25 protein-coding genes, 3 tRNA genes and 1 pseudogene are annotated in these 24,464 nt (G+C 63.7%); 17 read left to right on the top strand and 12 right to left on the bottom strand.

Annotated features, from left to right (window positions below):
* The first annotated feature begins 424 nt into the window (after positions 1 to 424).
* Both RPC_RS03185 and RPC_RS03180 read left to right on the top strand, forming a co-directional pair.
* On the top strand, positions 425 to 1,339 hold the full coding sequence (locus RPC_RS03185; RefSeq protein WP_208855632.1) for an enoyl-CoA hydratase/isomerase family protein: 915 nt from the start codon (positions 425 to 427) through the stop codon (positions 1,337 to 1,339).
* 294 nt (positions 1,340 to 1,633) lie between these two features.
* Positions 1,634 to 2,377, top strand: coding sequence for a zinc ribbon domain-containing protein (locus RPC_RS03180; protein ID WP_011471111.1), 744 nt, complete (start codon positions 1,634 to 1,636; stop codon positions 2,375 to 2,377).
* On the opposite strand, the gene RPC_RS25920 is transcribed toward RPC_RS03180, so the two are convergent.
* Positions 2,348 to 2,431: transfer RNA gene (locus tag RPC_RS25920), tRNA-Ser, on the bottom strand. The genes RPC_RS03180 and RPC_RS25920 overlap by 30 nt on opposite strands.
* Positions 2,432 to 2,703: 272 nt before the next feature.
* On the opposite strand from RPC_RS25920, the gene RPC_RS25345 reads away from it, so the two are divergent.
* Positions 2,704 to 2,955 (top strand): helix-turn-helix domain-containing protein, encoded by a 252-nt coding sequence (locus tag RPC_RS25345; protein WP_080507302.1) that lies wholly within the window; start codon positions 2,704 to 2,706, stop codon positions 2,953 to 2,955.
* Between the two features lie 108 nt (positions 2,956 to 3,063).
* Here the strand turns inward: RPC_RS25345 and RPC_RS03170 are convergent, their stop codons facing one another.
* The 3 genes from RPC_RS03170 to RPC_RS03160 form a co-directional block, all read right to left on the bottom strand.
* The gene (locus tag RPC_RS03170; RefSeq protein WP_011471110.1) at positions 3,064 to 5,430 is read right to left on the bottom strand and encodes a hypothetical protein; all 2,367 of its coding nucleotides are present in this window, start codon (positions 5,428 to 5,430) and stop codon (positions 3,064 to 3,066) included.
* 371 nt (positions 5,431 to 5,801) lie between these two features.
* Positions 5,802 to 7,019, bottom strand: coding sequence for a tyrosine-type recombinase/integrase (locus RPC_RS03165; RefSeq protein ID WP_011471109.1), 1,218 nt, complete (start codon positions 7,017 to 7,019; stop codon positions 5,802 to 5,804).
* A 177-nt stretch (positions 7,020 to 7,196) separates the two neighbouring features.
* Positions 7,197 to 7,281: transfer RNA gene (locus RPC_RS03160), tRNA-Leu, on the bottom strand.
* A 208-nt stretch (positions 7,282 to 7,489) separates the two neighbouring features.
* Between RPC_RS03160 and RPC_RS03155 the strand changes: the two genes are divergently transcribed.
* The gene (locus tag RPC_RS03155) at positions 7,490 to 8,056 is read left to right on the top strand and encodes a disulfide bond formation protein B (RefSeq protein WP_011471108.1); all 567 of its coding nucleotides are present in this window, start codon (positions 7,490 to 7,492) and stop codon (positions 8,054 to 8,056) included.
* On the opposite strand, the gene RPC_RS03150 is transcribed toward RPC_RS03155, so the two are convergent.
* Positions 8,053 to 9,105 carry an AbrB family transcriptional regulator gene (locus RPC_RS03150; protein ID WP_049766048.1) on the bottom strand — a complete coding sequence of 351 codons (1,053 nt, stop codon included), beginning with the start codon at positions 9,103 to 9,105 and terminating at the stop codon, positions 8,053 to 8,055. The two genes, RPC_RS03155 and RPC_RS03150, sit on opposite strands and share 4 nt — an antisense overlap.
* A 282-nt stretch (positions 9,106 to 9,387) precedes the next feature.
* On the opposite strand from RPC_RS03150, the gene RPC_RS03145 reads away from it, so the two are divergent.
* The 4 genes from RPC_RS03145 (at position 9,388) to RPC_RS03130 (ending at position 11,869) form a co-directional block, all read left to right on the top strand.
* The gene (locus tag RPC_RS03145) at positions 9,388 to 9,885 is read left to right on the top strand and encodes a hypothetical protein (protein WP_011471106.1); all 498 of its coding nucleotides are present in this window, start codon (positions 9,388 to 9,390) and stop codon (positions 9,883 to 9,885) included.
* 61 nt (positions 9,886 to 9,946) lie between these two features.
* Positions 9,947 to 10,333: a CidA/LrgA family protein gene (locus RPC_RS03140; RefSeq protein ID WP_011471105.1), complete on the top strand. Its 387-nt coding sequence runs from the start codon at positions 9,947 to 9,949 to the stop codon at positions 10,331 to 10,333.
* Positions 10,330 to 11,055 carry an LrgB family protein gene (locus tag RPC_RS03135; RefSeq protein ID WP_011471104.1) on the top strand — a complete coding sequence of 242 codons (726 nt, stop codon included), beginning with the start codon at positions 10,330 to 10,332 and terminating at the stop codon, positions 11,053 to 11,055. Before RPC_RS03140 ends, RPC_RS03135 begins: the two co-directional genes overlap by 4 nt.
* A 112-nt stretch (positions 11,056 to 11,167) precedes the next feature.
* Positions 11,168 to 11,869, top strand: coding sequence for a DsbA family protein (locus tag RPC_RS03130; RefSeq protein ID WP_011471103.1), 702 nt, complete (start codon positions 11,168 to 11,170; stop codon positions 11,867 to 11,869).
* An 18-nt stretch (positions 11,870 to 11,887) separates the two neighbouring features.
* Here RPC_RS03130 and RPC_RS03125 read toward each other — a convergent pair whose 3' ends face one another.
* Positions 11,888 to 12,094: a hypothetical protein gene (locus RPC_RS03125; protein WP_011471102.1), complete on the bottom strand. Its 207-nt coding sequence runs from the start codon at positions 12,092 to 12,094 to the stop codon at positions 11,888 to 11,890.
* Positions 12,095 to 12,256: 162 nt separating this feature from the next.
* Here RPC_RS03125 and RPC_RS03120 point away from each other — a divergent pair, with 162 nt between their 5' ends.
* The 6 genes from RPC_RS03120 to RPC_RS03095 all read left to right on the top strand — a co-directional run bounded on the left by RPC_RS03120 (position 12,257) and on the right by RPC_RS03095 (position 16,005).
* Positions 12,257 to 12,718 carry a hypothetical protein gene (locus tag RPC_RS03120; RefSeq protein ID WP_011471101.1) on the top strand — a complete coding sequence of 154 codons (462 nt, stop codon included), beginning with the start codon at positions 12,257 to 12,259 and terminating at the stop codon, positions 12,716 to 12,718.
* A 31-nt stretch (positions 12,719 to 12,749) separates the two neighbouring features.
* The gene (locus tag RPC_RS03115) at positions 12,750 to 13,091 is read left to right on the top strand and encodes an ArsR/SmtB family transcription factor (protein ID WP_011471100.1); all 342 of its coding nucleotides are present in this window, start codon (positions 12,750 to 12,752) and stop codon (positions 13,089 to 13,091) included.
* A 7-nt stretch (positions 13,092 to 13,098) separates the two neighbouring features.
* Positions 13,099 to 13,626, top strand: coding sequence for an arsenate reductase ArsC (locus RPC_RS03110; RefSeq protein ID WP_011471099.1), 528 nt, complete (start codon positions 13,099 to 13,101; stop codon positions 13,624 to 13,626).
* Positions 13,627 to 13,633: 7 nt separating this feature from the next.
* On the top strand, positions 13,634 to 14,062 hold the full coding sequence (gene arsC / locus RPC_RS03105; protein ID WP_011471098.1) for an arsenate reductase (glutaredoxin): 429 nt from the start codon (positions 13,634 to 13,636) through the stop codon (positions 14,060 to 14,062).
* An 11-nt stretch (positions 14,063 to 14,073) separates the two neighbouring features.
* A complete protein-coding gene (gene arsB, locus RPC_RS03100; RefSeq protein WP_011471097.1) occupies positions 14,074 to 15,138 on the top strand; it encodes an ACR3 family arsenite efflux transporter in 1,065 nt (354 codons plus the stop codon).
* A gap of 90 nt (positions 15,139 to 15,228) precedes the next feature.
* Positions 15,229 to 16,005: a sensor histidine kinase gene (locus RPC_RS03095; RefSeq protein WP_011471096.1), complete on the top strand. Its 777-nt coding sequence runs from the start codon at positions 15,229 to 15,231 to the stop codon at positions 16,003 to 16,005.
* A 161-nt stretch (positions 16,006 to 16,166) separates the two neighbouring features.
* Here the strand turns inward: RPC_RS03095 and RPC_RS03090 are convergent, their stop codons facing one another.
* The 5 genes from RPC_RS03090 to RPC_RS03070 all read right to left on the bottom strand — a co-directional run bounded on the left by RPC_RS03090 (position 16,167) and on the right by RPC_RS03070 (position 21,544).
* The gene (locus RPC_RS03090; RefSeq protein WP_011471095.1) at positions 16,167 to 16,790 is read right to left on the bottom strand and encodes a Uma2 family endonuclease; all 624 of its coding nucleotides are present in this window, start codon (positions 16,788 to 16,790) and stop codon (positions 16,167 to 16,169) included.
* Positions 16,791 to 16,849: 59 nt separating this feature from the next.
* Positions 16,850 to 17,407, bottom strand: a complete 558-nt coding sequence (locus RPC_RS03085; RefSeq protein WP_011471094.1) for an HNH endonuclease — start codon at positions 17,405 to 17,407, stop codon at positions 16,850 to 16,852.
* Between the two features lie 167 nt (positions 17,408 to 17,574).
* Positions 17,575 to 19,044, bottom strand: a complete 1,470-nt coding sequence (gene glgA / locus RPC_RS03080; protein WP_011471093.1) for a glycogen synthase GlgA — start codon at positions 19,042 to 19,044, stop codon at positions 17,575 to 17,577.
* Positions 19,041 to 20,303, bottom strand: a complete 1,263-nt coding sequence (gene glgC / locus RPC_RS03075) for a glucose-1-phosphate adenylyltransferase (protein WP_011471092.1) — start codon at positions 20,301 to 20,303, stop codon at positions 19,041 to 19,043. Before glgC ends, glgA begins: the two co-directional genes overlap by 4 nt.
* A 194-nt stretch (positions 20,304 to 20,497) precedes the next feature.
* Positions 20,498 to 21,544: a CBS domain-containing protein gene (locus RPC_RS03070; protein ID WP_011471091.1), complete on the bottom strand. Its 1,047-nt coding sequence runs from the start codon at positions 21,542 to 21,544 to the stop codon at positions 20,498 to 20,500.
* Positions 21,545 to 21,895: 351 nt separating this feature from the next.
* On the opposite strand from RPC_RS03070, the gene RPC_RS03065 reads away from it, so the two are divergent.
* The 3 genes and pseudogenes from RPC_RS03065 to RPC_RS25780 form a co-directional block, all read left to right on the top strand.
* Positions 21,896 to 23,110: an Lpg1974 family pore-forming outer membrane protein gene (locus RPC_RS03065; protein ID WP_011471090.1), complete on the top strand. Its 1,215-nt coding sequence runs from the start codon at positions 21,896 to 21,898 to the stop codon at positions 23,108 to 23,110.
* Positions 23,111 to 23,517: 407 nt separating this feature from the next.
* Positions 23,518 to 24,078: a hypothetical protein gene (locus RPC_RS25785; protein ID WP_011471089.1), complete on the top strand. Its 561-nt coding sequence runs from the start codon at positions 23,518 to 23,520 to the stop codon at positions 24,076 to 24,078.
* A gap of 29 nt (positions 24,079 to 24,107) precedes the next feature.
* Positions 24,108 to 24,215, top strand: a pseudogene (locus tag RPC_RS25780) (type II toxin-antitoxin system RelE/ParE family toxin); the annotation flags it as partial.
* Between the two features lie 108 nt (positions 24,216 to 24,323).
* Here RPC_RS25780 and RPC_RS03055 read toward each other — a convergent pair.
* Positions 24,324 to 24,398 (bottom strand) — tRNA-Glu (locus tag RPC_RS03055).
* Positions 24,399 to 24,464: the final 66 nt, after the last annotated feature.

Raw genomic sequence — 24,464 nt, 5'->3', positions numbered from 1 at the left:
TATAACGCCAAGTTCTATTATGGCATCAACCGATGCCAGCGCCGACATAAGGAGGTTACGCGCGAACCTTGGGCGCCCCCGACCGTGCCGGCGCGCGCAATGAGTCTCCCGCGCGGTCCGCCGGTCGGCACGGTCGACGGATATGCCAACCGCACATAACCGGCCCAATAAAAAGAATTTCTGCGACTGAGTTGTCAGTGGTACGCCCCGGTCGCGGCGCACTGGAATGTACAGATATCATTTTGAGTAGTCGTGAATATGCGCGTTTCGCATCAGTGATGTCAGCCGTCAATGAGATGTTTGACGGGTGGACACGCCCGCTTGGCAGGAGATCACCATGGTTATCAAGGCAAATTATCCTTCGGATCACGCTCGGAGCAAGCGCTCTGTCGACGCTCATCATGGATATGGGGTAGTGCCTCACATGAGTTTCGCGGAGTATTCCGAAAAACTGAAACATTGCTTCACCATGAAGCGGACGAACGGCATCCTGGAGGCCCGACTCCATACCGACGGCGACAGCATGCAATGGGGCGCTCAGGCGCACCAAGGCCTGCATCTCTTCTTCGATTGGGCGGGACGGGATCCGGAAAACGAAATCATTATCCTCGGCGGTACCGGCAAGGATTTCACCAAAGGCATTGGCCGCGTCGACAAGGAAGGAGTTTGGCACCCCGCTACGGAGTTCACCTCCAACCCGGCCGAATCTTGGAAGATGTATGACTTCCAATACTACGATGGCACGAATGACATCGAAGGCCAGGTATTCGACGTCGAAGTGCCGACGATCGGCGTGTGGAACGGCGCAGCCTTCCATACCGACCTCGTCATGTTCAGCGACATCACATTGTGCACCGAGAACGCATGGACCACGGAAATGCACTTCCGTACCAACATGGTCCCCGGGGACGGCATCCAGATCGCATGGCGCGAGTTGATGGGCCGCAAACGCTATGCTTATGCCGAGTTGACCGGCGAGATCATCACTGCCCGCAAAGCGCTCCAGCTTGGTATGGTCAACGAGATCCTTCCGGACACCGAGGCCGCCTACGCGCGCGCCTGGGAGATTGCCGAACTCATCATGCACACCGGCACCCGCACGACGCGCCGCATCACCACGCAGGTGCTGCGCCAGAAGTGGAAGGAGGACATCGCCCGTGAACTGCGCAGCGCGTTCGCAACGGAGATGTTCGTGACTGCGACAGAGCACTCGCCGCATGACGCCGATTACTGGCTGCGCGCGCACGAGGAAGCGGCGCTGGTCATGGCCGCGGAGAAGAAGGGCAAGATTGTTCGGCCACGCCTCGATGGCGGCCAAGAGGAGGACGAGATCAAGTAGCCCGAACGTTAGAATAGAACGACCTAGAATGTTCGGGATCGCCGCTACGAGAAGCGGCGATCCCGAACTGGTTTGTCCATCGAGCCAATTTCCCATCGCCAGCGACGCTAGTCGATTACTGATCGACGAAAGCCACTCGACCAAAACGGCGAAGCCTATTTGCGGCCCTCCCTCGATCGCGACGTCGCCGCCGCCGCCGCCGCCAGGGGACCCGCTCCCTATGCATCTTGGGGACCACCTCAAACCGCCGCGCGATGCGCCGATTGACAACCCCTCAAGACGCGTGACCCGAGAGTGACCGCGCCCCGCGTCGTGACTGGACCGATCTTGCTAACTGGGATTGCCACCTGCGCCGGCTGCGGCGGCGCCATGACGCTGCGCACCGGCACGTCCTCGACTGGCAAGGTTCACAAATATTACACCTGTTCGACCTGCGCACGCCTGGGAAAGACTGGCTGCAAAGGGCGTTCGGTCCCGATGGCCAAGCTTGATGCCATCGTGGTGGAGAACCTTCCCGAGCGCCTGTTCCAGCCAGAACGGCTGGCGCTCATTCTCGGCAAGCTCGCGGATCGTCGGTCAGAACAAGCGGCCGAGGTAGATCAGCGGGTGTCCAATTTGCGGTCGGAATTGACTGCGGCGGAGGACAAGCTGAAGCGTCTCTACACCATGGTGGAAAACGGTCTCACCGAACTGGACGACATCCTGAAGGAGCGGATGGCGGCTCTCAAGACCGACCGAGACCGGGCTAAGGAGGCTTTGGATCGCATCAAGCTCCGGCCGAAGTCTCATACTTTCGATGCCCAAGCCATCGAGCGGTTTGGCAGGCTTATGCGGGAAAATATCACCTCCGGACCAATCCCCTTCCGGAAGGCCTATATCAAATCCGTCGTGGATCGGGTGGAGGTCGATGATCATGCCATCCGCATCGTAGGTGACAAGGCGACCCTGGAGCAGGTCATTGCCGGCGATCAAAACGCGAACCCCAACGTTCGCAGTTTTGTACGCAAGTGGCGCGCCCGAAGAGATTCGAACTCCTGACCCCTAGATTCGTAGTGTAGTAGTAGCGCGAGTTGCGAATTATCATCTAAGCGCTGCCGATTCTCAAGGGGCAGCGAAAATGCCGCGGTGCTGCGCTATTGCAGCCTCCGCCGCCGTCGGTCGGCTCTTTAAGCCAATCAACCTTGAGATGAAATTTGTGAGTGAGTGATATTCAGAAATAAATCAGTTTCGCCTTTTGTATCCGGCGCCCCTCTACTATTCACTGGCGTCGCCGGACGCACGCCAACGTAGCCGGCAGCATCAATTGACTCGCAAGCCGATGCGGTCAAATCTCACGCCAAGATCTTGGTGACAGTGGAGGATCCATGCGGCGCGGTCAGCAACAAGAGGGTGGCGCTATTCAAGTTCCAAGGGGTGCTGATAACGTGGGAGCTCCCGTTCCATTCGCGCAGCGGCTCAGCTGCACGATTGCCGAAGCGTGCGAGGTTACCGGTTTGGGGCGAACCAAACTTTACGAACTTATCGGAGATGGTCATCTCACAACGACGACGGTCGGGCGACGACGTCTGGTGCTAGTGCGGTCGCTCCAGTCATTACTGGAACGCCGGTTGCCGTGAGCAAATGAAGCCTAGTTGTCCGGTTATTTTGCTGGCGCTATGCTGATCGACAGCGATCGGCGCCTCAGCCAGACGTGAGGTGCCCGGACGCTCGCCGGTGGTAGCGATCTACGCCGCCTCCCATACTTGATTCAAAATCCGGGCTGCCAGGGCGGCCTTGTCCTGCGGTAAGAAGCGACCGTAGTGATGCGCGACCATATCGGGCGTGTCCTGAATGGCGTAGCTTGCCTGTTCGTAAGAACCGGTCTGCTTCAGGATGTGCGTGGCCAGCACGTCGCGAACGTTGTGAGGGCCCTGGGGCAGAATGCCGCTAATTGCGCCGCGGCCGGTGTACGGGTTGTAGATGCCGTACCGCTGGATGGTCAGACGCCAGGCCTCGTAGAAGGTGTTCTGATCGTATGACGCGTCCCTGCTGGTCGCCTTCACTGTTTTAATGAAGAAGGTGCCGGGGTCTGGCGCTCCTTTGAGAAGCGTCTCTCGATGTCGACCAATATAAGCTTCGATGTGGTCGTAGAGACCGCCAAGGTTTGGCAGGATCAGACGAAAGGGCTTGCTGCCGAAAAACGACGAGTTGGCGTTCTTGAACGCGACGGCTGGAATTAGAACCTCCCAGCCGCAATCGCGCTCGCTCCAACGCAGCTCTCCCCGCTTCATATCCGCGAATTGGCGCTCGGATCGAGCTAGCTTGCCACGCTCGCAGACCATCAGTTGACGCAGGTTCTTCTGACGCAATCCAAGATGCAACCCGAAGCGCAGCATCAGGAACGATCGGACGGCCTCGGCTGCCGAGCGACGATAGAGGCGCTCATCCGGCATCAGCCGAAGGATCTCCTCGGTGATCTTCCGGTACTCGCCGACAGGACTGTCGGCTTCGAGCACCGGCATGATCGGCTCGAAGGGATCGCGATGGACGCGCGCAACACGCTGGATTTCCTTTGCTCGGGATGAGGCGTGCTTGAAGTAGATGTCGCAGGCGTCGTCCCAGTCGGCTTGGGCGCGCTCGATATCCCTCTGCGAAACCAGTCCCTCGATCGGACGCACGCGGGATGCAAGATGGGGATGCTGCCGCAGCCAGCCTGTGTCTTTGCGCGTCAGAGCGAGCGAAATGCGCAGCATGTCCACTTCCCATGCGGTGTAGAAACCGCGGCGCCGTTCGCGCCATTGCACATACCAGTCCCAGATCGACGGGAAGACGAGTAGACCAAAGGTCAAATGCTTATGCGGCACCCCATAGCCGCGGACCGGACCTTGCGGATGCGCGGCCAGCGCACCGAACATCAATCCGAGATGCTCGACCTTTTGCGACGCGGTCTCTTCATCCCAGACTCCGTTACGTTGCAGGCCGAACGCGGTAAGCGTCGCGGTCTTGAATCGGATGAGCTCAGCCATCTCCATGGCGAGGGCGGGAGGGGCATCGATAACGCCGGACATCAGGTCGGGGTCAGTGAACGAAGCACCATCATCGTCATATCGCTCATACCGATCTTGACAGCTCTCTTTCGTGGTCTCGGACTGGCCGTAGGCAATGCCAGGAAAGCGGATTGCATAGCGCTGTTTCATCGCGGCTGCTTGATAACGCCTATAGTCCGTCGAGCCATTGATGATAACGCGCCGAACCCATTCCAGAATCTCTTCCTGCGATTCGCGTGACCGCATGTTGAAGTCGTCAGGCAGATGCCATGCAAGCCGTCGTCGTTCCGCAGCGCTTATATCTTCAAGCATATGTCCGGTGGTGGAGCGTGTCTGATGCGGCAGCTTTGCTTTGAAATATTCTGCTGGCAGGCGGTAGCGGCGCTCGATGCGCGCGAGCACCTCCATGCTCGCCGCGCTGCGTGGTGCCTTTGATCCCTGCAGCCAATGACGAATCGTCGAACGGTCGAGGTTTTCGTCATCTCGGACTACCGCGCGATGGAGGTGCCAATAGCTATCACCATGACGGCGCATGTGAAGCTCAAGCGCTTCTGGAAAGGACGTCGGTTCGATCCATTGCTGGAACAGAGGTTCAGGAAACTCCTCGATGGCGCGCGGCTTTTGGCCCGGTTTCTGTCGGTCCATTGCCGCTTTCCGCTTTGATGGGTCAGCCACTCCGCGGCGGCCCTCCGAGCGCTCATCCTTTGAGAGTTGCTTCGAGGGGCGCCCCCGGCGCGGCACAGACGTCGGATTTTTGCGCGACGGGGCAGCAATCGCAGGCCGCACGGCGAGGGGCTTGGTATTGCGGGTGATTGCGTCGAGGGCAGGTTCGATCGTTGCCTTTACGTTCCATAAAGCCTTCTCGTCGAGACCACACTGGAGTGCAATTTCTTCCCAATCGTATCCGCGCAGTTTGCGCGGCGGCGTTACAGAACCTGCGATCAGGTGCAGCAGAAACGTTCTGATCCGAGCGCTTTCCTGCGGAGGGAGCACCGGGTCGATACGCAGGCGGCAGAAGTCGGAGATCTTACGAGCGAATAGTTTGGTGTGTGAGGTGTCAGGCATGCGTATAGGGCTAGGTGGTTGTCCATAATGTGGGAGAACGGTCTCCATACCCGATTCTATTCTTCGTCTCTGAGTTTCCTGATCCCATTGGTTGAACAGCGAGCTCGCAGGATAAGCGCCCTTGCCGCTTCGGCGTGGAATAAGGACTCCGCTTTCGGGGTGATCGGCGTCCAAGCCGGAGCTCCTCTGCTAGTCGAAGCACGTGAAATCATCACGCGCACGCATACGGGCAAACGCGAGGATAGTCTCTCAGCGGCCTCCCTCGCGTCACGTGGTCGTTCGCCAAAAACCGGGGTCAAGTCGTGGGCGACGACCCGATCTCATTCGCCGCGATGACAAGCATCGACCGGTCTACCATTGGTGCGATTGGTTCACGCGCGGATCTTAACGACCCGCCCATGGTCTCGCAGTCGATCCAGTTCATCGGCCCACCAGCACATCATCCGCACCCGTTCGTCCCAGAATTCGGCGGCATGAATATAGGCGCCGCGGACCTCATTCTGCTCTTGATGTGCAAGCTGACGTTCAATGGCGTCGGCATGCCATTTGCCGCTTTCGTTCAACAGCACTGATGCAGTCGATCGTAACCCATGGACAGTCAGCTCAGTCTTGTCATAGCCGAGACGGCGCAATACGGCGTTGAGCGTGTTGTCACTGATCGGACGATGCCAGGATCGCACCGAGGGAAAGAGATATTTCGATCCGCCGGTGATACCCTGGAGCTCGCGCAGGATGGACAGTGCCTGATGGGCGAGAGGCACCCGATGCGGGCGCCTCATTTTCATCTTCGCGGCGGGGATGCGCCATTCGGCGTTTTCAAGCTTGAACTCCGCCCATTCTGCCTTTCGGAGTTCTCCAGGTCGGACGAAGAAGAGTGGGGCGAGCCTCAGCGCATATCGTATCGCGGCGTTTCCCTCAAAGCCATCAATGGCGCGGAGCAAGGCACCCACGGCGTCAGGCTCGACGATTGTTGCGCGGTGAGTGACAGTCGGGGTGATCAGAGCGCCGCGCAGGTCCGCGGCCGGATCTTGTTCGGCTCGTCCGGTCGCAATGCCATAGCGGAACACAGCGCCAACGGTGCTTCGCACGCGGGTCGCGGTCTCATGTCTTCCGCGCTTCTCGATCTTTCTCAGCGCGTCTAGGATTTCAGGCGCCTTGATTTCGGCGATCGGCCGCTTGCCAAACTCCTTGTTGGCAAAATCCAGCAGCCATTGCTTTTTCTTCAGGGTCGTTGGCGCATCACCTTCGGCCTCGAACTTGTCCATGAGTTCTTTGGCCACGGCCTCAAATGTATGGCTTCGCGCGATGCGCGCATCTCGGCGTTCCGCCTTGCGCTCAACGGAGGGATCGATGCCCTCTGCCAACAACCTCTTGGCATCGTCGCGCTTGGTGCGGGCATCCGCGAGTGAGATAAGTGGATACTGGCCCAGCGCGAGCAGCTTCTGCTTGGCGTCAAAGTTGTAGCCATAGCGCCAGAGCTTTGATCCGGTCTTCGTGACGAGCATGAAGAGACCGCCACTATCGGATCGCTTGTAATCCTTTTCGGCCGGCTTCAGGTGCCGAAAATAGGTGTCGTTCTTGACCGGCATGGGTTCGATTCCACCCAAAAATCACGATACCATGACCCCCGCAATCTACCATGAAGGATACCATGAATTGGTCCGGATACCAGGAAATCCGGGCGAACGACCGCGCACGCAAAATGCGATTTGTGCCTGACTTTATTGATGAAAATGGACGTCGGCGAACGAGGGCGGACGGTAGGATGGTGCCCCTGGCCGGAATCGAACCAGCACTCCTTGCGGAACTCGATTTTGAGTCGAGCGCGTCTACCAGTTCCGCCACAGGGGCCCTCGGACCGTGGCAAGCCGCAGTCACGAAGCGGGCGGAATATAGCTGGCGCGCCCGCGCGGTCAACCCGCAGCCGGCCGCCGATCGCAAACACTGCACCGGCAAATACCCGCAACTTTGCAACCGCCGTGCGGCAAACACCCGGCTTTGATCGCGTCCGGCTCGACAGCGCCGACGCCGAGCGGTAGGAGGCAGGCTGAACAGGAGAATGTTTGCCGTGGCGCTGAACAATCTGGCGGCTGAGACCCCCGGCACCGCTCGGCCGGCAGGAGCCCGGCGCAATCCGGCGCGGATCGCGGCGTGGCTGGTTGCGGCGATCGGTGCGGCGGCGATGGCCGGCGCGTTGTTCTTTCAACTGGTGCTGAACATCGTGCCCTGCCCGCTCTGCCTGGAGCAGCGCTACGCCTATTATCTGGCGGTTCCGCTCGCGGTGGTGATCGCGATCGCCGCCGGCCGCGGTGCGGCGCGGGCTTTGCTGGTCGGCGGCCTGGCGGTGCTGGCGCTGCTGATGCTCGGCAATGCCGGGCTCGGCGTCTATCACGCCGGGGTCGAATGGGGGTTTTGGCCGGGGCCCAGCGATTGCAGCGGTCCGATCGTCGATTTCAGCCGCGGCGGGCTGCTCGACCAGCTCGATACGGTCAAGGTGATCCGCTGCGACGAAGTGCAATGGCGCTTCCTCGGGCTCTCGCTGGCCGGCTACAACGTGCTGATTTCATTGACGATGGCGGCCCTGGCCGGGGGTGGCGCGGTGGCCGCGACGAAGCGCCAGGCCTAGTCGTCGAGATCGTCCGGCCCTTTGCCGAACAGATGGATGATGCCGGGCGTCACCAGCGAGACAAAAATGAAGCGCGCCAGATGGTGCGCGCCGACGAACACCGGATCGACGTGCAGCGTCAGCGCCAGCGCCATCATCGCGTCCATCGCACCCGGCGAAAACGCCACCACGACGTCGCCGATCCGCACCGGCATGGTGAAGGCGATCGCCGCGACGAAGCACGCCGAGATCGTCATCGCCACCGCGAAAGAGCCCAGCGCCGCGCCGATATGGCTGACGATGGTGCGGGTCCTGATCTTGCTGAACCGCGCCCCGATCAGCGTGCCGATCCCGGTCAAGGCCGCCACATAGGCCCATTGCGGCAGCGTGCCGTCGACCCAGCCGGCGCCGTGCAGCACCGCGGAGCCGAGCATCGCGCCGAACATCCAGCTGGCCGGAAAATTCACCAGCCGCAGCAACAAGGCGGCGGCGACGCCGACCGCAGCGAGTTCGGCCAGCGCCAGCGGCGTCGCGGCGATGCCGCGCGACGGCAACGGGCCATGCGCCATCATTCCGGTGGCGGTGAGAAACAGCGGCACGCCGGCGGTCAGGATGATCACCCGCATGATCTGCACCACCGCGATGCCGGGCACGTCGGCTTTTCGCTCGGAAGCCAGCATGACGATCTGCGACAGCGCGCCGGGACTGCCTGCCAGCAGCGCCGAGGTGCGATCCCAGCCATGGATGCGTTGCAGATACAGGCTGCTGACCAAGGTCGAGCACGCCGTGGCCAGCGCCAACAGCGCGATGGTCATCGGGTAGGCGCTGAGATTCTTGATCAGCTGCGGCGACACCATGGCGCCCAGCGACAGCCCCAGCGTCATCAAGATCGCATGCGCCATCGGCTGCGGAAGTCCGAGCGGGCGACCGGCCATGCCGACCGAGGCAACCGCGATCATCGCCCCGGTGATCAACCCGCCGGGCAGCTCCGCCCAATAGAACAGCGCGCCGCCGGCGGCGCCGATTGCCAGTGTCTCAAGGACTTGCAGCACTTGCGCGCGGCTTGGCATGGCAATCGGCATCGAGACTGGGCGTTGCAAAGCGAGACCACAAAGCTGGACTGCGGAAGCTGCAATTTGACAGGGGCTTGCAGCAGCAAGGCCCGCGTTATCGCAAATACCGTCAAGACCGACAATCGTAACGGACGCCACGCAGCAATGCGCGGCGCAGCCGCGTTCCGCACCACTTCGCTCCGAGCGCTTCTGATCATTCGGTTCGGGAGCACGAACGCGTTGTCAGCCGCGCCGGTCTCGCTAGGATGCGGTTGTTCGCTTGGTGACAGGAGAGCCCCGATGACGAAGCAAGCCCACTTCACAGCCCTGTTCAGCGCGGTCGCGGTTTGCGGCGCGACGCTGTTTGCGGCCACTTGGCCGGCGCAGGCGCTGACCTCGCAGCAATGCAGCGCCAAATATCAGGCGGCCAAGACCGCCGGGACGCTGAACGGCCAGAGCTGGAACGATTTCCGCAAAGAGCAATGCGGCGCCGATGCCGCCGCGGCACCGGCGGCAGGCTCCGCCGAGCCCAAGGCCGCGGAAGCCAAACCCGCGACCGAAAAGTCCGCGGCGGCGAAAACGTCGGGAGCCGCAGCGGCGGCGCCCGCAACGCCCGCGGTTTTCCCCTCGACGGTGGATGCGAAATACGCAAAGGAGACCGCGTCGCGCGCCAGGTTGCACACCTGCGCGGATCAATGGAAACTCAACAAGGCCAGCAACGCCACTGGCGGACTGCGCTGGATTCAAAAGGGCGGCGGCTACTGGAGCGAATGCAACAAGAAACTGAAAGGCGCGTAACCGCGCGCCGGCCTTGCGCTGCGGGCTCGGCCGTCCGCCGACCGTGCCCGCGGGGCGAGCGATGATCGCAAGTCTCGGCCTGATCCTGCTGTGCCAATTGGCCGGCGAGGTGCTGGTGCGTGGCCTCGGGCTGGCGCTGCCGGGTCCGGTGGTCGGGCTGTTGCTGCTGCTGACGCTGCTGCTGGCGCGCGACAAGCTGTCGCTGCTCGAGGTCGGGCCGCTGCGCAATGACGGTGTCGAAAAAGCCGCCAAGGTGCTGCTCGCCAACATGTCGCTGATGTTCGTGCCGGCCGGGGTCGGCGTGGTGCAGAAACTCGACCTGATCGGCGAACACGGCCTCGCGATCGCCGGCGTGCTGATCGGCTCGGTGATCATCACGCTGTTGGTGACGGTCGCGACCTTCGTGGTCTCGGCGCGGCTGGTGGCGCGCTGGCGAGGTTCGCGGTGATCGACAATCCGTTCGCGCTATGGGTGTATCTGTCGCAAAGCCCGTTGCTGTGGCTGACCACCACGCTGGTGGTCTATGCCATGACCGACGCGGTGTCGCAGGCCAGCCGCCGCAATCCGCTGGCCAACCCGGTGCTGCACGCGATGTGGGTGATCGGCATCTTCCTGTGGCTGACCGGCACCTCGTATCAGACCTATTTCGAGGGCGCGCAGTTCGTGCATTTCCTGCTCGGGCCGGTGACGGTGGCGCTGGCGGTGCCGCTGTACGAGAACCGCAACGCGGTGATGGCGGCGATCGTGCCGATGCTGCTGGCGCTGGTGGTCGGCAGCGTCACCGCGATCGGCTCGGTGGTGGGGCTCGCCAAGGCTTTCGGACTGCCGGACATCGTGATGCTGTCGATGACGCCGAAATCGGTGACCGCGCCGGTGGCGATGGGCATTGCCGAATCGATCCACGCCGATCCCTCGCTCGCCGCGGTGGCGGTGATCCTCACCGGGATCATCGGCGCGATCATCGTCACGCCGCTGATGAACCTGGTGAAGGTCACCGATTTCCGCGCCCGCGGCTTCGCCGTGGGGCTCGCCTCGCACGGCATCGGCACCGCGCAAGCCTTCCAAATCAATCCGGTGGCCGGCGCCTTCGCCGGCATCGCCATGAGCCTGAACGCGCTGTTGACCTCGCTGCTGGTGCCGCTGGCGGCGACGTTGCTGTTTCATGGTTGAGGTGGGCGAGGACGGCGGATCGCGGCGCTATCATTGTCGTCGCCAACAACTATATGTGGCCACGCTCCTGCCTCCTCTCCTTGATCAATCCGACGGCAGGTTGGAGATCGCCATGACCGACGGACCCGACGCCCGCCCGCTGCCGCCTGCCGCGAAGCTCGACGGAACCCGCCGCCGCGTGCTGGGCGCGCTCGGCACCGGCACGTTGCTGCTGGGGATGGGGCTGCTGCTGCCGGACGCCGCGCTGGCGGCCAAAAGCGACGACGACAACAACGTGCTGTCGGAGACCGCGGTGCTGCGCGATCCGGAGATTCCGGTCGCCGGCAATGCCGACGGCGACATCAGCATCGTGGAATTCTTTGACTTCCAGTGCCCGTATTGCCGCAAGGTCGCGCCGGATTTGCGGGCGTTGGCGAAGGAGGACGGCAAGATCAGACTGGTGTTCAAGGATTGGCCGGTGCTCGGCGGCGCCTCGATCTATGCCGCGCGGTTGACGCTGGCGAGCAAGTTTCAGGACAAATACATCGTCGCGCATGAGGCGTTGATCGGCCTCACCTCGCGCCTCAGCGAAGCCGGGATCCGCGACGCCTTGAGCGCCGCCGGCGTCGACGTCGCCCGTGCCACCGCAGACCTTGCCGGCAAAGGCAAAGTGATCGATGCGATCCTGGCGCGCAACAACGCGCAAGCCAAAGCCTTCGGCTTCCAGGGCACGCCGTCGTTCATCGTGGGGAAATTTCGGGTGCCCGGCGTGCTCACCAAGGAGCAGTTCACGCTGGCCATTGCCGACGCCCGCAAGGCCGCGGCGCAGAAATGACGTCGACGCGCGGCCGGATTATTTCTCCGACAGCTTGACCCAGTCGCGCTGGACCCGCGCCTTCAGCGCTTCCCAATCGGTCTGCGCGACGTCCCAATTGACGATGGTGCGATTGGCCTGCGCCACCTCGCCGTTTGCCACGCTGGAGGTCTGCATCGAATCGTAGATGTAGACCCCTGCGACCAGAAGCAGCGCGCCCAAAATCATTCCGACAAACATCCGCATCGCGCAAACTCCGGTAAATTTCGCCAGTGCAACGCGGCGCGGGGCGCGATGGTTCCGCGTTATATATTACACGCGCAGCAGGCAAATTGCCGGCCCCCCGATCATACGTTAAGCTTTGCCCGGAGAGCTTTGGCCCCACGCACGCTGATCGAGGTGCTGATCATGACCGATGCATCGCTGCCCGCTCCGATTGCCGCTGCCGCTTCGTTTGAAGCTCGCACCGCGCTGCCGCGCCGCGCGAGCGTGGCGCTGATCATCGCCGGCGCCGCGCTCGCCGCGGCATTCGTCACGCCGGCCGATTCAGTCGCGGCGGCGAAAGCGCAATCCGGCGACGAACTCGTCATGTTGCTGCGCTTCATGGCGGCGGTGAAGGCGCTGCTGGCGCTCGGCGCCGCCGCGGCGGTGGTCTGGCGGCTCGGCCACCCCGCATCGGCCGCGCTCACGTTGGCCTACACGGCGGCCGCGGCGCTGATGGCCACAGCCCCGGCGCTGATCTGGCATCTCGCCGATGTCGGGTTCGGCGCCGCGATGTTCCATGCTGGCGTCGTAACGCTGCTGGCGGCGCTCTACGCCGATCGCCACCTTGTGGCCCGGCACGTCCCCCGGCTCGCCCGCCGCGCTTGACATCCAGCCATATATCGAGAATTATCGATATATGGAATCCGAACAAGTCATTCTGGCGCTGGCGGCGCTGGCGCAATCCACCCGGCTCGAGGTGTTTCGGCTGCTGGTGAAGCACGAGCCCGCGGGATTGCCGGCAGGCGAGATCGGCCGCACGCTGGCGGTGCCGCAAAACACCATGTCGTCGCATCTGGCGATCCTGACCCGCGCCGGGCTGGTATCGTCGGCGCGACGCAGCCGCTCGATCGTCTACCGCGCCGATCTTGCGCGGTTTCAGAGCCTCGCGCTGTTTCTGCTGCAGGATTGCTGCGGCAGCCGGCCGGAGGTCTGCGCGCCGCTGGTCGCCAACCTCACCCCATGCTGCCCAACGGAGTAGCCGCCACATGGCCGAGCGCATTTACAACGTCCTGTTCCTCTGTACCGGCAATTCGGCGCGCTCGATCCTCGCCGAATCGATCCTGCGCAAAGACGGCCGCGGCCAGTTCCGGGCATTTTCCGCCGGCAGTCAGCCCAAGGGGGCGGTCAATCCATTTGCTCTCAAGGTCCTGAGCAGCCTCGACTACCCGACCGAGGGACTGCGCTCGAAAAGCTGGCAGGAGTTTGCGGCACCCGATGCGCCGGTGATGGATTTCGTTTTCACGGTCTGCGACAACGCCGCCGGCGAGAGTTGCCCGGTGTGGCCCGGCCAGCCGATGACCGCGCATTGGGGCATCGAAGATCCCGCCGAGGTCGCGGGCTCGGATTTCATGAAAGAAGCCGCCTTCGTCACCGCGCTGCGCTACCTGAAGAACCGCATCTCGATCTTCACCGCGTTGCCGCTGAAACGGCTCGACCCGCTATCGCTCGGCAGCAAGTTGCGCGAGATCGGCCAAACCGATGGCGCGTCGTCGCGACGCCCGGACGTGGCGTGAGGCCATCATGGACGTCATCATCTATCACAATCCGGATTGCGGCACCTCGCGCAACACGCTGGCGTTGATCCGCCATGCCGGGATCGAGCCGCACGTCGTCGAATATCTCAAGACGCCGCCGTCGCGTGCGATGCTGCAGCAATTGATCGCGCGGATCGGCCTCGGAACCCGCGCGCTGCTGCGCGAAAAAGGCACGCCCTATGCCGAGCTCGGCCTGGACTCGCCCGCGCTCAGCGACGACGAACTGCTCGACGCCATGCTGGCGCATCCGATCCTGATCAACCGCCCGATCGTGGTCAGCCCGCGCGGCGTCAAGTTGTGCCGGCCCTCGGAAGAGGTGCTGGAGATTCTGCCGCCGATCACCGCCGGCGAATTCCATAAGGAAGACGGCGAACTGGTGATCGATGCCAGCGGCCGTCGCGTCGCCACCGCCTGAGGACCAAACGCATGTCGATCTTCGAACGCTTTCTGACGCTGTGGGTGGCGCTGTGCATTGTCGTCGGCATCGCGCTCGGGCATCTGTTGCCGGGCGTCTTCCAGACGATCGCCGCCGCCGAGATCGCCAAGGTCAACCTGCCGGTGGCGGCGTTGATCTGGCTGATGATCGTGCCGATGCTGATCAAGATCGATTTCGCGGCGCTGGGCCGGGTCAAGGAGCATTGGCGCGGCATCGGCGTCACGCTGTTCATCAACTGGGCGGTGAAGCCGTTCTCGATGGCAGCGCTGGGCTGGCTGTTCATCGGCTATCTGTTTCGCGATCACCTGCCGGCCGATCAGATCGACAGCTACATCGCCGGCCTGATCATCCTGGCTGCGGCGCCCTGCACCGCGATGGTGTTCGTGTGGTCGAACCTGACGAAGGGCGAGCCGCATTTCACGCTGAGCCAGGTCGCGCTCAACGACACCATCATGGTGTTTGCGTTTGCGCCGATCGTAGGGCTTCTGCTCGGGCTGTCGTCGATCATCGTGCCGTGGGGCACGCTGCTGCTGTCGGTGGTGCTGTACATCGTGGTGCCGGTGATATTCGCGCAGATCTTGCGTCGCCGCCTGCTCGCAAGCGGCGGCGAGGCGGCCTTAGAGCGGCTGCTCGGCCGACTGCAACCGCTGTCGCTGATCGCGCTGCTGGCGACGCTGGTGCTGCTGTTCGGCTTCCAGGGCGAGCAGATCCTGGCGCAGCCGTTGATCATCGGCCTGTTGGCGGTGCCGATCCTGATCCAGGTCTATTTCAACGCCGGGCTCGCCTATCTGCTGAACCGGATTGCCGGCGAGCAGCATTGCGTCGCCGGTCCCTCGGCGCTGATCGGCGCCTCGAATTTCTTCGAACTCGCGGTCGCGGCGGCAATCAGCCTGTTCGGCTTCCAGTCTGGCGCAGCGCTCGCCACCGTGGTCGGCGTGCTGATCGAGGTTCCGGTGATGCTCACCGTGGTGTGGATCGTCAATCGCTCGAAGGGCTGGTACGAGCGCGACCAGCCGGCGGCTTTGACCGCCGCGGCGCCGAAGCAGCCGGTCTGACCGCGCGTTCGGCCAAAGCCGCGGGTTCCGCAGCACCGCGGCACGCGAAAGATACGAGCGGAACCGGACAAAGGGTGGTAGCGTCACCCGATGTTTGAAATCGATCTTCGTCCGGACGCGCTCGATCAGGCCACTCAGACACCGCCGCAGGACATTCTCGAAGCCGAGAATGTCAGCCTGCGGCTATTGCTGGCGCAGGCGGAAATCAATGCCCAGGAATTGCTCGAGCAGGCCGGCATCGACGCCAAGCAGCGCGAAGCCGCCGCGAAGCTGCAGAAGCTGATTCTCGAAGAGCTGCACCACCGCATCAAGAACACCCTGGCCACCGTGAGCGCGATCGCCTCGCAGAGCCTGCGCAACGCCACCAGCACCGAACACGCGCAGCAGGCGATCGAGGGCCGGCTATTGGCGCTCGGCCGCGCGCACGATCTGTTGCTGCAGGCGCAATGGACCAGCGCCGACCTCGGCAAGGTGATCCGCGGCGCCACCGAAGCGTTCGACAATCGCGATGCCGCGAAGTTCTCTATCGCGGGACCGGACATCCGGATGAATTCGGGCGCGGTGATCGCCATCGCCATGACGCTCAACGAATTGTGCACCAACACCACCAAGTTCGGCGCGCTGTCGGCGCCCGCCGGCCATGTCGACATCGCCTGGGCGCTGGATGATGCCGGGCACCGCCTGCATCTGACCTGGTCGGAACGCGGCGGCCCGCCGGTGCAGGCGCCCACCCGGCGCAGCTTCGGCAAACGGCTGATCGAAACGCTGGGCCGCCAGCTCAAGGGCGAGGTCACGCTGAGCTATCCGCCCGAGGGCTTCATCTACGTCATCGACGTGCCGCTGGAGTCGCTGACCTCGCAGCCATAGCGGCATCGCCGCTGGGCGGCCCGCGCGGCGCGTGATGGCGCGCCCCGGGCTTGGCGATGCCGGTTTGTTCTTTTGGAACGAACAGGGGACAGCATTTCGGCGCCGGGCAACGATGAAGAAATCGCTAAGCTTGGAGCAATCGTCGCGGGCGTTCGCGCCGATCAGCTCCGACGCGGCGCAAGCGGCGTCCGGACATAGAGCGCCCCGACAGGGCCGCGCAAACTGAACGCCGCAATCGACAATTCGGCGGTCGGACCTTCCAGCACCGACGAAACCCAGCCGCTCTCCGTTTTGAGATCCAGCTCCACCTTCATGCGGTCCTGCGAAACGATCAGCACAGCCAGGCAATGGACATGAGAGCGGTAGAGCTCGCGCTTCACGTCGATCCAGCTGCGAACCGTGCCGGGCACCGCGACGTCGTCGGTCGCGGAGACGATCTCCGCCAGCAGATACGCCTTCTCGACGAATCGCTGCCCGGCCTTGAAGTCCGCGTCGATCACCGCGATGTCCGGCTCCGGCTTGTAGTCGCCGCTGGCGAGCTCCAGGCCGGGGCGCTGCGCCGCAAGCCGTGACGAATCATGGCGCTCCAAGGCATCGTTGAGCAGCTGCTGCAGATTGCTGGCGATCTGATTGTGCACCAGCGTTGGCGGCGTCATCATCATGGCGACACCGCCGAGCAATTCCCACCGCTCATGATCCGGCCGGTTGTCCTGGAAGGCGCGGAATTCCGCGCCCGACATCCGGCTTGTGTGCTGGTCAATAACCGCAACGTCGATGGGCGCCATCCCGCTGCTCCGCAAATCGGTCGCATGGCAAAAGATCGATCGCCCGCCCTCCCCCGCCGCTACGGATCGAGCTCGGTGTCCCAATACAAATAGTCGAGCCAGCTGTCGTGCAGGTAGTTCGGCGGAAACAGCCGGCCGTTGCGGTGCAGCTGATGCACCGTGGGGGCGAACGGCGCCTGCCTGGGGAACATGCGCGCCTGCTGCGGCGTCATGTTGCCCTTGCGCAAATTGCACGGCGAGCACGCCGCGACGACGTTTTCCCAGGTGGTCTGGCCACCCTTGGAGCGCGGCATGATGTGGTCGAAGGTCAGGTCCTCCGGCGCGCCGCAATACTGACAGCTGAAGCGATCACGCAGGAACACGTTGAACCGCGTGAAGGCCGGGTGGGTACTCGGCTTGACGAAGGATTTCAGCGATACCACGCTGGGCAGCTGAATTTCGAACGATGGGCTGTGCACCGCTTGATCGTAGTGCTCGACGATATTGACGCGGTCGAGGAACACCGCCTTGATCGCGTCCTGCCACGACCAAAGAGACAGCGGATAGTAACTGAGCGGCCGGAAGTCGGCGTTCAACACCAAGACCGGCCAACCGCCGTGCGAGACATGTGCGTTCAAGAAACGCTCCTGGCCCCCAATTGCTGCGAAGCAGCTTGAGTTCACATACTACAGGCAGCGTGACGGCATTGTGAAGGGCAATCGCACGGCATCCGGGTTGCGGAACCGGGGCGCAATCACGGCGGCGCGGGCGGCGTGACCGGTCTCGCCCGCGAGGCGCGGGCGAGTTAGGCCGTGGCGCGGCTCTGCCGGGCGGCCAGCAGGCTGCGGTACAGCTGCGCGTAATGCTGCGCCGGGTTGCGCCAGGAGACGTCGGCGGTCATGCCGTTGTGCTGCAGCGCCTGCCAGGCGGCGCGATCCGCATACAACGCGCGGGTCTTGCTCAACGCCGCCGCCAGCATGTCGCCGGTCACCGGCGAAAACTGCACCCCGGTGGCAACGCCGGCGGCGATCGCCATCTCGTTGGCGTCGACCACGGTATCGGACAGCCCGCCGACCCGCGCCACCACCGGCACCGCGCCGTAGCGCAGCGCGCACAATTGCGTGAGCCCGCACGGCTCGAATCGCGACGGCACCAGCAGCGCGTCGGCGCCGGCCTGGATCAGATGCGCCAGATCCTCGTCATAACCGATCATCACCCCGATCTGGCCGGGATATGCCTGCGCCGCCGACTTGAAGCGCTCTTCGAGTTCGGGATCGCCGGCGCCGAGCAGCGCCAGCTGGATACCCTCGGCGAGCAGCACCGGCAGCGCCTCGAGCAACAGGTCGAGACCCTTTTGCCAGGACAGCCGGCTGATCACGCCGAGCAGCAGCCGGTCGGGATCGAGGCTGAGGTCGAACAATTCGCGCACCGACTGGGTATTGGCGCGGCGCGCGGCCAGATGGTCGAGGTCGTAGGTCGCGGTGATCCGCTTGTCGGTGGCCGGATTCCACACCTTGTCGTCGATGCCGTTGAGGATGCCGGTCAACTGCGCCGCGCGTTGCCGCAACAGCCCGTCGAGCCCCATGCCGGCCTGCGGCCCTTGGATTTCCAGCGCATAGGCCGGCGACACCGTGGTGATGCGGTCGGACAATTGCAGCCCGGACTTCATGTAGCCGATGCTGCCGTAATACTCGACGCCGTCGACGCTGAACGCGCCCGGCGGCAGCCCCAGCGTCGCCAGCAGCTCGCGCGGAAACTGGCCCTGGAACGCGAGATTGTGCACCGTGAACACGGTCGCCGGCTGTGGCTTGCCGCTGTAGCGCAGATAGGCCGGGGTGAGCCCCGCCTGCCAGTCATGGGCGTGGATGATGTCCGGCACGAAGGACGGCACCAGGCCCTGGCCGATCTCGGCGGCGGTGCGCGCCAACGCCGCGAAACGATAGGCGTTGTCCGGCCAATCCTTGCCGTCCGGCCCGCTATAGGGGCTGCCGGGGCGGTCGTAGAGATGCGGGGCCTCGAGCACGAACAGGTCGAGGCCGCCCTTGCGCGCCGCCAACAGCCGCGCCGGGCCGCCGAACAGCATCGCAAACGAATGCACCGGCGCCGCCGATTCGATGCCCGCCAGCACCGCCGGATAGCCCGGCACCAGCGTCCGCATGGTAACGCCATGCGGCAGCAACGCCGCCGGCAGCGCGCCGGCGACATCGGCCAGGCCGCCGGTCTTGATCAGCGGATAGATCTCGGACGCGACCGAAAGCGCCGTCACCGCTGTCATGCTTCGAGCCTGTCGATCATCGGCTGGGTGATCAGGCAGATGCCGGCGTCGGTGCGGTGGAACCGCGCGGCGTCGAGTTCGGGATCCTCGCCGACCACCAGGCCTTCCGGAATCCGCACGCCGCGATCGATCACCACATTGGTCAACTGGCAGGAACGGGCGACGTCGACATAGGGCAGGATCACCGCCTGCTCGATGGTGGAGTACGAATGCACCCTCACCCCGGTGAACAGCAACGTCTGCCGCAAGGTCGAGCCGGAGATGATGCAACCGCCAGAGACCAGCGAGGAGATCGCCTCGCCGCGCCGGCCGATCTTGTCATGGACGAATTTCGCCGGCGGCACGATCTCGCCATAGGTCCAGATCGGCCAGTTATGGTCGTACAGATCGAGTTCGGGGACGATGTCGCACAGATCGATATTGGCCGCCCAATAGGCGTCGACGGTACCGACGTCCCGCCAGTAGCTGGCGGCCTCGGCGTGGGAGCGAATGCAGGAGCGGTCGAAACTATGCGCCACCGCTTTGCCGTGCTTGACGATGTAGGGGATGATGTCCTTGCCGAAATCGTGCGACGAGTTCGGATCGGCGGCGTCGCGGCGCAATTCCTCGAACAGGAATTTGGTGTCGAACACATAGATCCCCATGCTGGCGAGCGACATCGTCGGCTTGCCGGGCATCGGCGGCGGATTGGCCGGCTTTTCCACGAAGGAATGGATCACGTCGTCGGCGTCGACCGCCATCACGCCGAAGCCGGAGGCCTCCCTACGCGGCACTTCGAGGCAGCCGACGGTGACGTCGGCGCCCTGCTCGACGTGCTGCTGCAGCATCTGCTCGTAATCCATCTTGTAGATGTGATCGCCGGCCAGCAGCACGATGAATTGCGGGTCGTAGCTCTCGATGATGTCGATGTTCTGGTACACGGCATCGGCTGTGCCTAAATACCACAGCTCTTCGGAGACGCGCTGACTCGCCGGCAGAATATCGAAGCTTTCGTTACGTTCCGGGCGGAAGAAGTTCCAGCCGTGCTGCAGATGCCGGATCAGGCTGTGGGCCTTGTATTGCGTCGCCACCGCGATGCGCCGGATGCCGGAATTCAGCGCGTTCGACAGCGCGAAATCGATGATCCGCGACTTGCCGCCGAAATACACCGCCGGCTTGGCGCGGCGATCGGTCAGCTCCATCAGCCGGCTGCCGCGACCTCCAGCCAGCACATAGGCCATCGCATGACGGGCGAGCGGAGCATTTACACCGTTACTCATGAAGCCTCTCATCGTGCGTTGGCAGAGCACTGGGGTGGCCCCGCGCGGTAGCCGGATAGTCGAATCCGAGCCCCGCTTGCACCGCATATCTCTAGCGAAATTCGAATTCAAAAGGACAGCGCAAATCGATTATTTTTTGGATTTGGTCGAGGCATTGGTCGCAGACGGCGCGGCTCGCCAGGCGCGCCGCGGCGCTACCAGGCGAGGAACAGCCCGATATCGCCGGGCACGCCGTCGGGGAATTCCACCACACGGGCATGCAGCGCAAAGCCGTGGTCGCGTAGCTCGGTTTTCCAGCGCATGAAGACCTCCGCGGCCATGCCGCGCAGGGTTTCCGGCCAGCTCGGGTCCGGCGCGTTCACCGCGCGGCCGTGGTCGCTGCACACTTCGCAGGGAAAGCGCAGCAGCAGGTGCTCCTGCTCGCCCTTCATCGCAGTGGCGCGGGCGCCGCTCAGCATCCGCTTCCATGCCTCCTCGGTGAGGTGCTGTGCCAGAAACTTATCGGCCTGCTGGTGGTGCTTTTCCTCGGCGCGGTGCTTCTCCTCGTGGCGACGGCGGTCTTCCTCTTCTTCGAAATGCAGCGTCAGATCATGAAACGCCTTGGCCGAAAATGCGATGTCGAGCTGCGGCGGCGGCGGCGGCGGCGGGGCGGCGTGCTGGGAAATCTGCTGCAGCCGTTCCGAGGCGACCGGCCAGCGCGAGCCATCGTCGAACACCGGCTCGGCCTGGTGCGCTGGTACCGGGTGGGCGAACGCCCGCACCAGATCGGCACGGCTGACGATGCCGACCAGCTTGCCGTCGCGCAGCACCGGGACCCGCTTGATGCGTTTCGAGGACAGCAATTCGGCGACCTCGACCAGATCGGCGTCCTCGTCGACTGAGACCACCGGCGAGGTCATCACCTCGCGCGCGGTGCGGTCCGTCGCGTTGAGGAATTCCAGATAGTCGGAGCTCTGCTCCTGGCCTTGCGACAGCATCCGCAGCCACCAGTCCCGTCCGGCCTGGCGGTCGGCGTCGTTGCGCGGCATCAGATCGCCTTCGCTGACGATACCGATCGGACGGCCATCGTCGACCACCGGCACCGCGCTGATGCCATGGTGCAGCAGGGTCTGCGCCACCGAGCGCGCGGTGTCCTCCGGCCCGACCGTCACCACCTTGGTCGACATGACCTCGCGCACTTTCACGGCCAATCGCTCGATCGTCGGCACGACGGCCGCGCGGTTTCCAAGTCCTGACGTCATCCGCTCAATCCCGTTCTACAATCGGTCAAATCTACGCTGCGCATCAACGACGCCAGCGCGGCGCATGGAGGGCCCGCGGCAAAATGATCGGTGGTTGTAAAGATTCCTCCCTCGTTGCGATGACGACTGGATGAATACCAAACTGCCACAAGCGGGTGGCGAAAAGGTCGCGCCGCGGCCGACCGACCGCAAGCCCGGTAGATCCCCGAGTGATGCAACGATGTCGCCATCGGAATGCAAATACAATCCATGAGCGATTTTGCACAGTCCCCCGACGGCGGTGTGCTTTGGTTCGAGCAATGCGTTCCCCGGTGATTCGGGCCGCCAGGATTGCAAGGGGGAGTCCGAACCATGACGCCATTCACAAAGCCTGCGCTGCTGATAGGCTTGGCGCTGACCGCTTCGACCCTTCCGCAGATCGGACATGCGGCCAGCGCAGAGGAGCAGATCACCGCAAGGCTGAATGCCCTGGAGAAGGAAAATGCCGGGCTGCGTGCCCGCCTCAACCGGCTGGAAACCGCCAAAGCGGCGAAGCCGATGCCGCCCGCTCCGCAGAATACAAACTTGGCTGCGATGCCGCAGCGGCCTGTTGGCGAGATCTACGGCAAGGCCCCGGTCGCGATCATCCACCCGGCGCCGCGGCAGGCTTTCGAAGTCAGCGGCTCGCTGCTGCTCTTGCAGTCGGCGTCCGGCAACATGGAATATGCCACGCTGATCAACCCGTTGCCGCTGGTGTCGCCGCACTGGAACAATCAGGCGCTGGAGCCCGACTTCGCCGCCGCCTTCGACCTCGGCGCGCGCTACATGAACGGCGCCAACGACATCGCCGTGCAATGGACGCATCTGAAAGCCACCACCAACGCCTCGTTTGAAGGCACGCCTGACCAGATGGTCGGTCCGCCCTACCTGATCGGCCCGGAATCGGCGTTGTACAAGGTCGGCCGCGGCTCGCTGCAGGCCGAATTCGACTCGGTCAAAATGGACGTCGGACATACGTTCTGTGTCGATTGCGATTTCCAGATGCGCGCCTTCGGCGGCGTGGAGTTCGCCCGGATCGGCCAGGATTTGACCGGCACGGCGGAGAGCCGCGACGCCTCGGCGTCGAGTTCCTACACCAACCATTCGAAATTCACCGGCGCCGGCCCCCGGATCGGCGTGAAGAGCCAGTATTCGCTCGGCAGCTTCGATTTCTCGGGTGAAATCGGCGGCGCGGCGCTGATCGGCACCATGCAGAGCCGGGTCGACTACCTGACCGTCAAGCCGGCGCTGGCGCAGCCGACCGTGCAATATCTGGCCTCGCCCAACGCGACCCGGGTGATCCCCAGCGTCAACGCAAGGCTCGCCACCGCGTATAATTTTGCGCCGACCGCTTACGGGCTGTTCAAGGTCGAGGTCGGTTATCAGGCGGCGGTGTATTTCGACGCGGTCGGCGAATATGCCGTGACACAGGTACCGACCTCGCTGGTGCTGCCGCCGAACGGCGTCTATCTGGCCACCGCGCAGCATCTGACCAGCAACTTCACCACCCACGGCCCGTTCATGACCGCGAAGTGGCAGTTCCAGTAGAGCGAGGCGCCGACAAGCAGTTCTGCTTTTCGGAAGAGATCTCCGTCTAGCGCATGAGGCATAGTGTCCCGGGCAAGCAGCAGCGCCGTTTGGCGCTGATCCGCAGAACCGGGACCGTCACAAACTATTCCTATGAAGCATTGGTCGAGCCTCGCCGGCATCGTGTCCCGAACGCGGTGCCGCGTGCTTCACGCGGCGCCGCGAGCCGGGACCGTTGCAGACTCCGCGCTCTGTAACGGCCCCGGCTCTGCAGCGCACCACGCCGCTGGCGCGGCGCATTGCGCTGCGTCCGGGGCACGCCCGTTGGCCGGTTTTGACTAAACCGTCCCGCTTGCTCGGCCGTCGCGATCGATGACACAGTCGCGCGACCTCGCGACGATCATCCTCGAATCTCCGATGAGCCCGCCATGCTGAAGCGCGTAACCACCTGGCTTGCCGACTACGCCGCCAATGAGGACCCGCTCGCCGCGGCCGGCAATGTCGTGGCGCTGGTGCTCGCCGGCAACCAGCCGTTCTATCCGCTCTATGTGGTGTTGCTGGCCGGCACCGAGGGCCTGCCCTGGGTGCTGCTGACCATGGTGTCGCTGCCGTTCTTCTTCAGCGTGCCGGCGATCGCGCGGCGCCATCCCCGGCTCGGCCGGGTGGCGTTGGCGTTGATCACGACGACCAACACGGTGTTTTGCAGCTGGATGCTCGGCGAACCGTCGGGCACCGAACTGTTCCTGCTGCCCTGCGCCGCGCTGGCCGGCCTGCTGTTTTGGCCCAGCGAGCGGCTGATCATGCTGCCTCTGGCAGCGTTGCCGGTGCTGTCGTTCTGGCTGCTGCACGGCCATTACAGCCCGCCGCCGCATCTCTACACGCCGGAGGGCTATGGCGCGCTGTTGACGATGAACGCGGTGAGCGCCGGGATGATCTCGATCTTCCTCGGCATCGTGTTTTCGCGGCTGTACGCGGCGCCGAAGCGCTGAGTCGACGCGATCGAGACGGCTCCGACGAGGCGTTGCCCCCCGGCAACCGCCTTGAAGCGCTCAAGGGCGACTTGGCGGGGAAGCACTCGATCCGCAGCAATGATCAATGGCGGATCGTGTTCAGATGGACCGACGCGAGGCGGCGTGACGGACCGAGCGTGCGGGGATTTTTCCTACCGGGCGATATCCAGCGCGCCAGACAAAGCCTGGGCCAAATTCGCTGTTACATCTGGAATGGAACTGTCTGGCGCTCCCTAGGAGAATCGAACTCCTGTTTTCGCCGTGAGAGGGCGACGTCCTAACCGCTAGACGAAGGGAGCAGCGCGAGGGAGTGAATAGCCTCGAAACCGCGCGGCCGCAAGATGGCGATCGGGCGTTTCGGCAGT

The organism is Rhodopseudomonas palustris BisB18 (genome assembly GCF_000013745.1).
Lineage (GTDB): Bacteria > Pseudomonadota > Alphaproteobacteria > Rhizobiales > Xanthobacteraceae > Rhodopseudomonas_A > Rhodopseudomonas_A palustris_F.
This window is presented reverse-complemented; position numbering and strand designations above follow the sequence as displayed.

What these genes read in the sequence shown, in the direction of transcription:
- RPC_RS03115 (WP_011471100.1), top strand. Translation starts at nt 12,750, where the DNA reads ATGGAATCCGAACAAGTCATTCTGGCGCTGGCGGCGCTGGCGCAATCC.
- RPC_RS25345 (WP_080507302.1), top strand. Translation starts at nt 2,704, where the DNA reads ATGCGGCGCGGTCAGCAACAAGAGGGTGGCGCTATTCAAGTTCCAAGG.
- RPC_RS03130 (WP_011471103.1), top strand. Translation starts at nt 11,168, where the DNA reads ATGACCGACGGACCCGACGCCCGCCCGCTGCCGCCTGCCGCGAAGCTC.
- glgA (WP_011471093.1), bottom strand. Translation starts at nt 19,044, where the DNA reads ATGACAGCGGTGACGGCGCTTTCGGTCGCGTCCGAGATCTATCCGCTG.
- RPC_RS03170 (WP_011471110.1), bottom strand. Translation starts at nt 5,430, where the DNA reads ATGCCTGACACCTCACACACCAAACTATTCGCTCGTAAGATCTCCGAC.
- RPC_RS03070 (WP_011471091.1), bottom strand. Translation starts at nt 21,544, where the DNA reads ATGACGTCAGGACTTGGAAACCGCGCGGCCGTCGTGCCGACGATCGAG.
- RPC_RS03110 (WP_011471099.1), top strand. Translation starts at nt 13,099, where the DNA reads ATGGCCGAGCGCATTTACAACGTCCTGTTCCTCTGTACCGGCAATTCG.
- RPC_RS25785 (WP_011471089.1), top strand. Translation starts at nt 23,518, where the DNA reads ATGCTGAAGCGCGTAACCACCTGGCTTGCCGACTACGCCGCCAATGAG.
- glgC (WP_011471092.1), bottom strand. Translation starts at nt 20,303, where the DNA reads ATGAGTAACGGTGTAAATGCTCCGCTCGCCCGTCATGCGATGGCCTAT.
- RPC_RS03125 (WP_011471102.1), bottom strand. Translation starts at nt 12,094, where the DNA reads ATGCGGATGTTTGTCGGAATGATTTTGGGCGCGCTGCTTCTGGTCGCA.
- RPC_RS03120 (WP_011471101.1), top strand. Translation starts at nt 12,257, where the DNA reads ATGACCGATGCATCGCTGCCCGCTCCGATTGCCGCTGCCGCTTCGTTT.
- RPC_RS03185 (WP_208855632.1), top strand. Translation starts at nt 425, where the DNA reads ATGAGTTTCGCGGAGTATTCCGAAAAACTGAAACATTGCTTCACCATG.
- RPC_RS03095 (WP_011471096.1), top strand. Translation starts at nt 15,229, where the DNA reads ATGTTTGAAATCGATCTTCGTCCGGACGCGCTCGATCAGGCCACTCAG.
- RPC_RS03090 (WP_011471095.1), bottom strand. Translation starts at nt 16,790, where the DNA reads ATGGCGCCCATCGACGTTGCGGTTATTGACCAGCACACAAGCCGGATG.
- RPC_RS03065 (WP_011471090.1), top strand. Translation starts at nt 21,896, where the DNA reads ATGACGCCATTCACAAAGCCTGCGCTGCTGATAGGCTTGGCGCTGACC.
- arsB (WP_011471097.1), top strand. Translation starts at nt 14,074, where the DNA reads ATGTCGATCTTCGAACGCTTTCTGACGCTGTGGGTGGCGCTGTGCATT.
- RPC_RS03150 (WP_049766048.1), bottom strand. Translation starts at nt 9,105, where the DNA reads ATGCCAAGCCGCGCGCAAGTGCTGCAAGTCCTTGAGACACTGGCAATC.
- RPC_RS03165 (WP_011471109.1), bottom strand. Translation starts at nt 7,019, where the DNA reads ATGCCGGTCAAGAACGACACCTATTTTCGGCACCTGAAGCCGGCCGAA.
- RPC_RS03155 (WP_011471108.1), top strand. Translation starts at nt 7,490, where the DNA reads ATGTTTGCCGTGGCGCTGAACAATCTGGCGGCTGAGACCCCCGGCACC.
- RPC_RS03145 (WP_011471106.1), top strand. Translation starts at nt 9,388, where the DNA reads ATGACGAAGCAAGCCCACTTCACAGCCCTGTTCAGCGCGGTCGCGGTT.
- RPC_RS03140 (WP_011471105.1), top strand. Translation starts at nt 9,947, where the DNA reads ATGATCGCAAGTCTCGGCCTGATCCTGCTGTGCCAATTGGCCGGCGAG.
- arsC (WP_011471098.1), top strand. Translation starts at nt 13,634, where the DNA reads ATGGACGTCATCATCTATCACAATCCGGATTGCGGCACCTCGCGCAAC.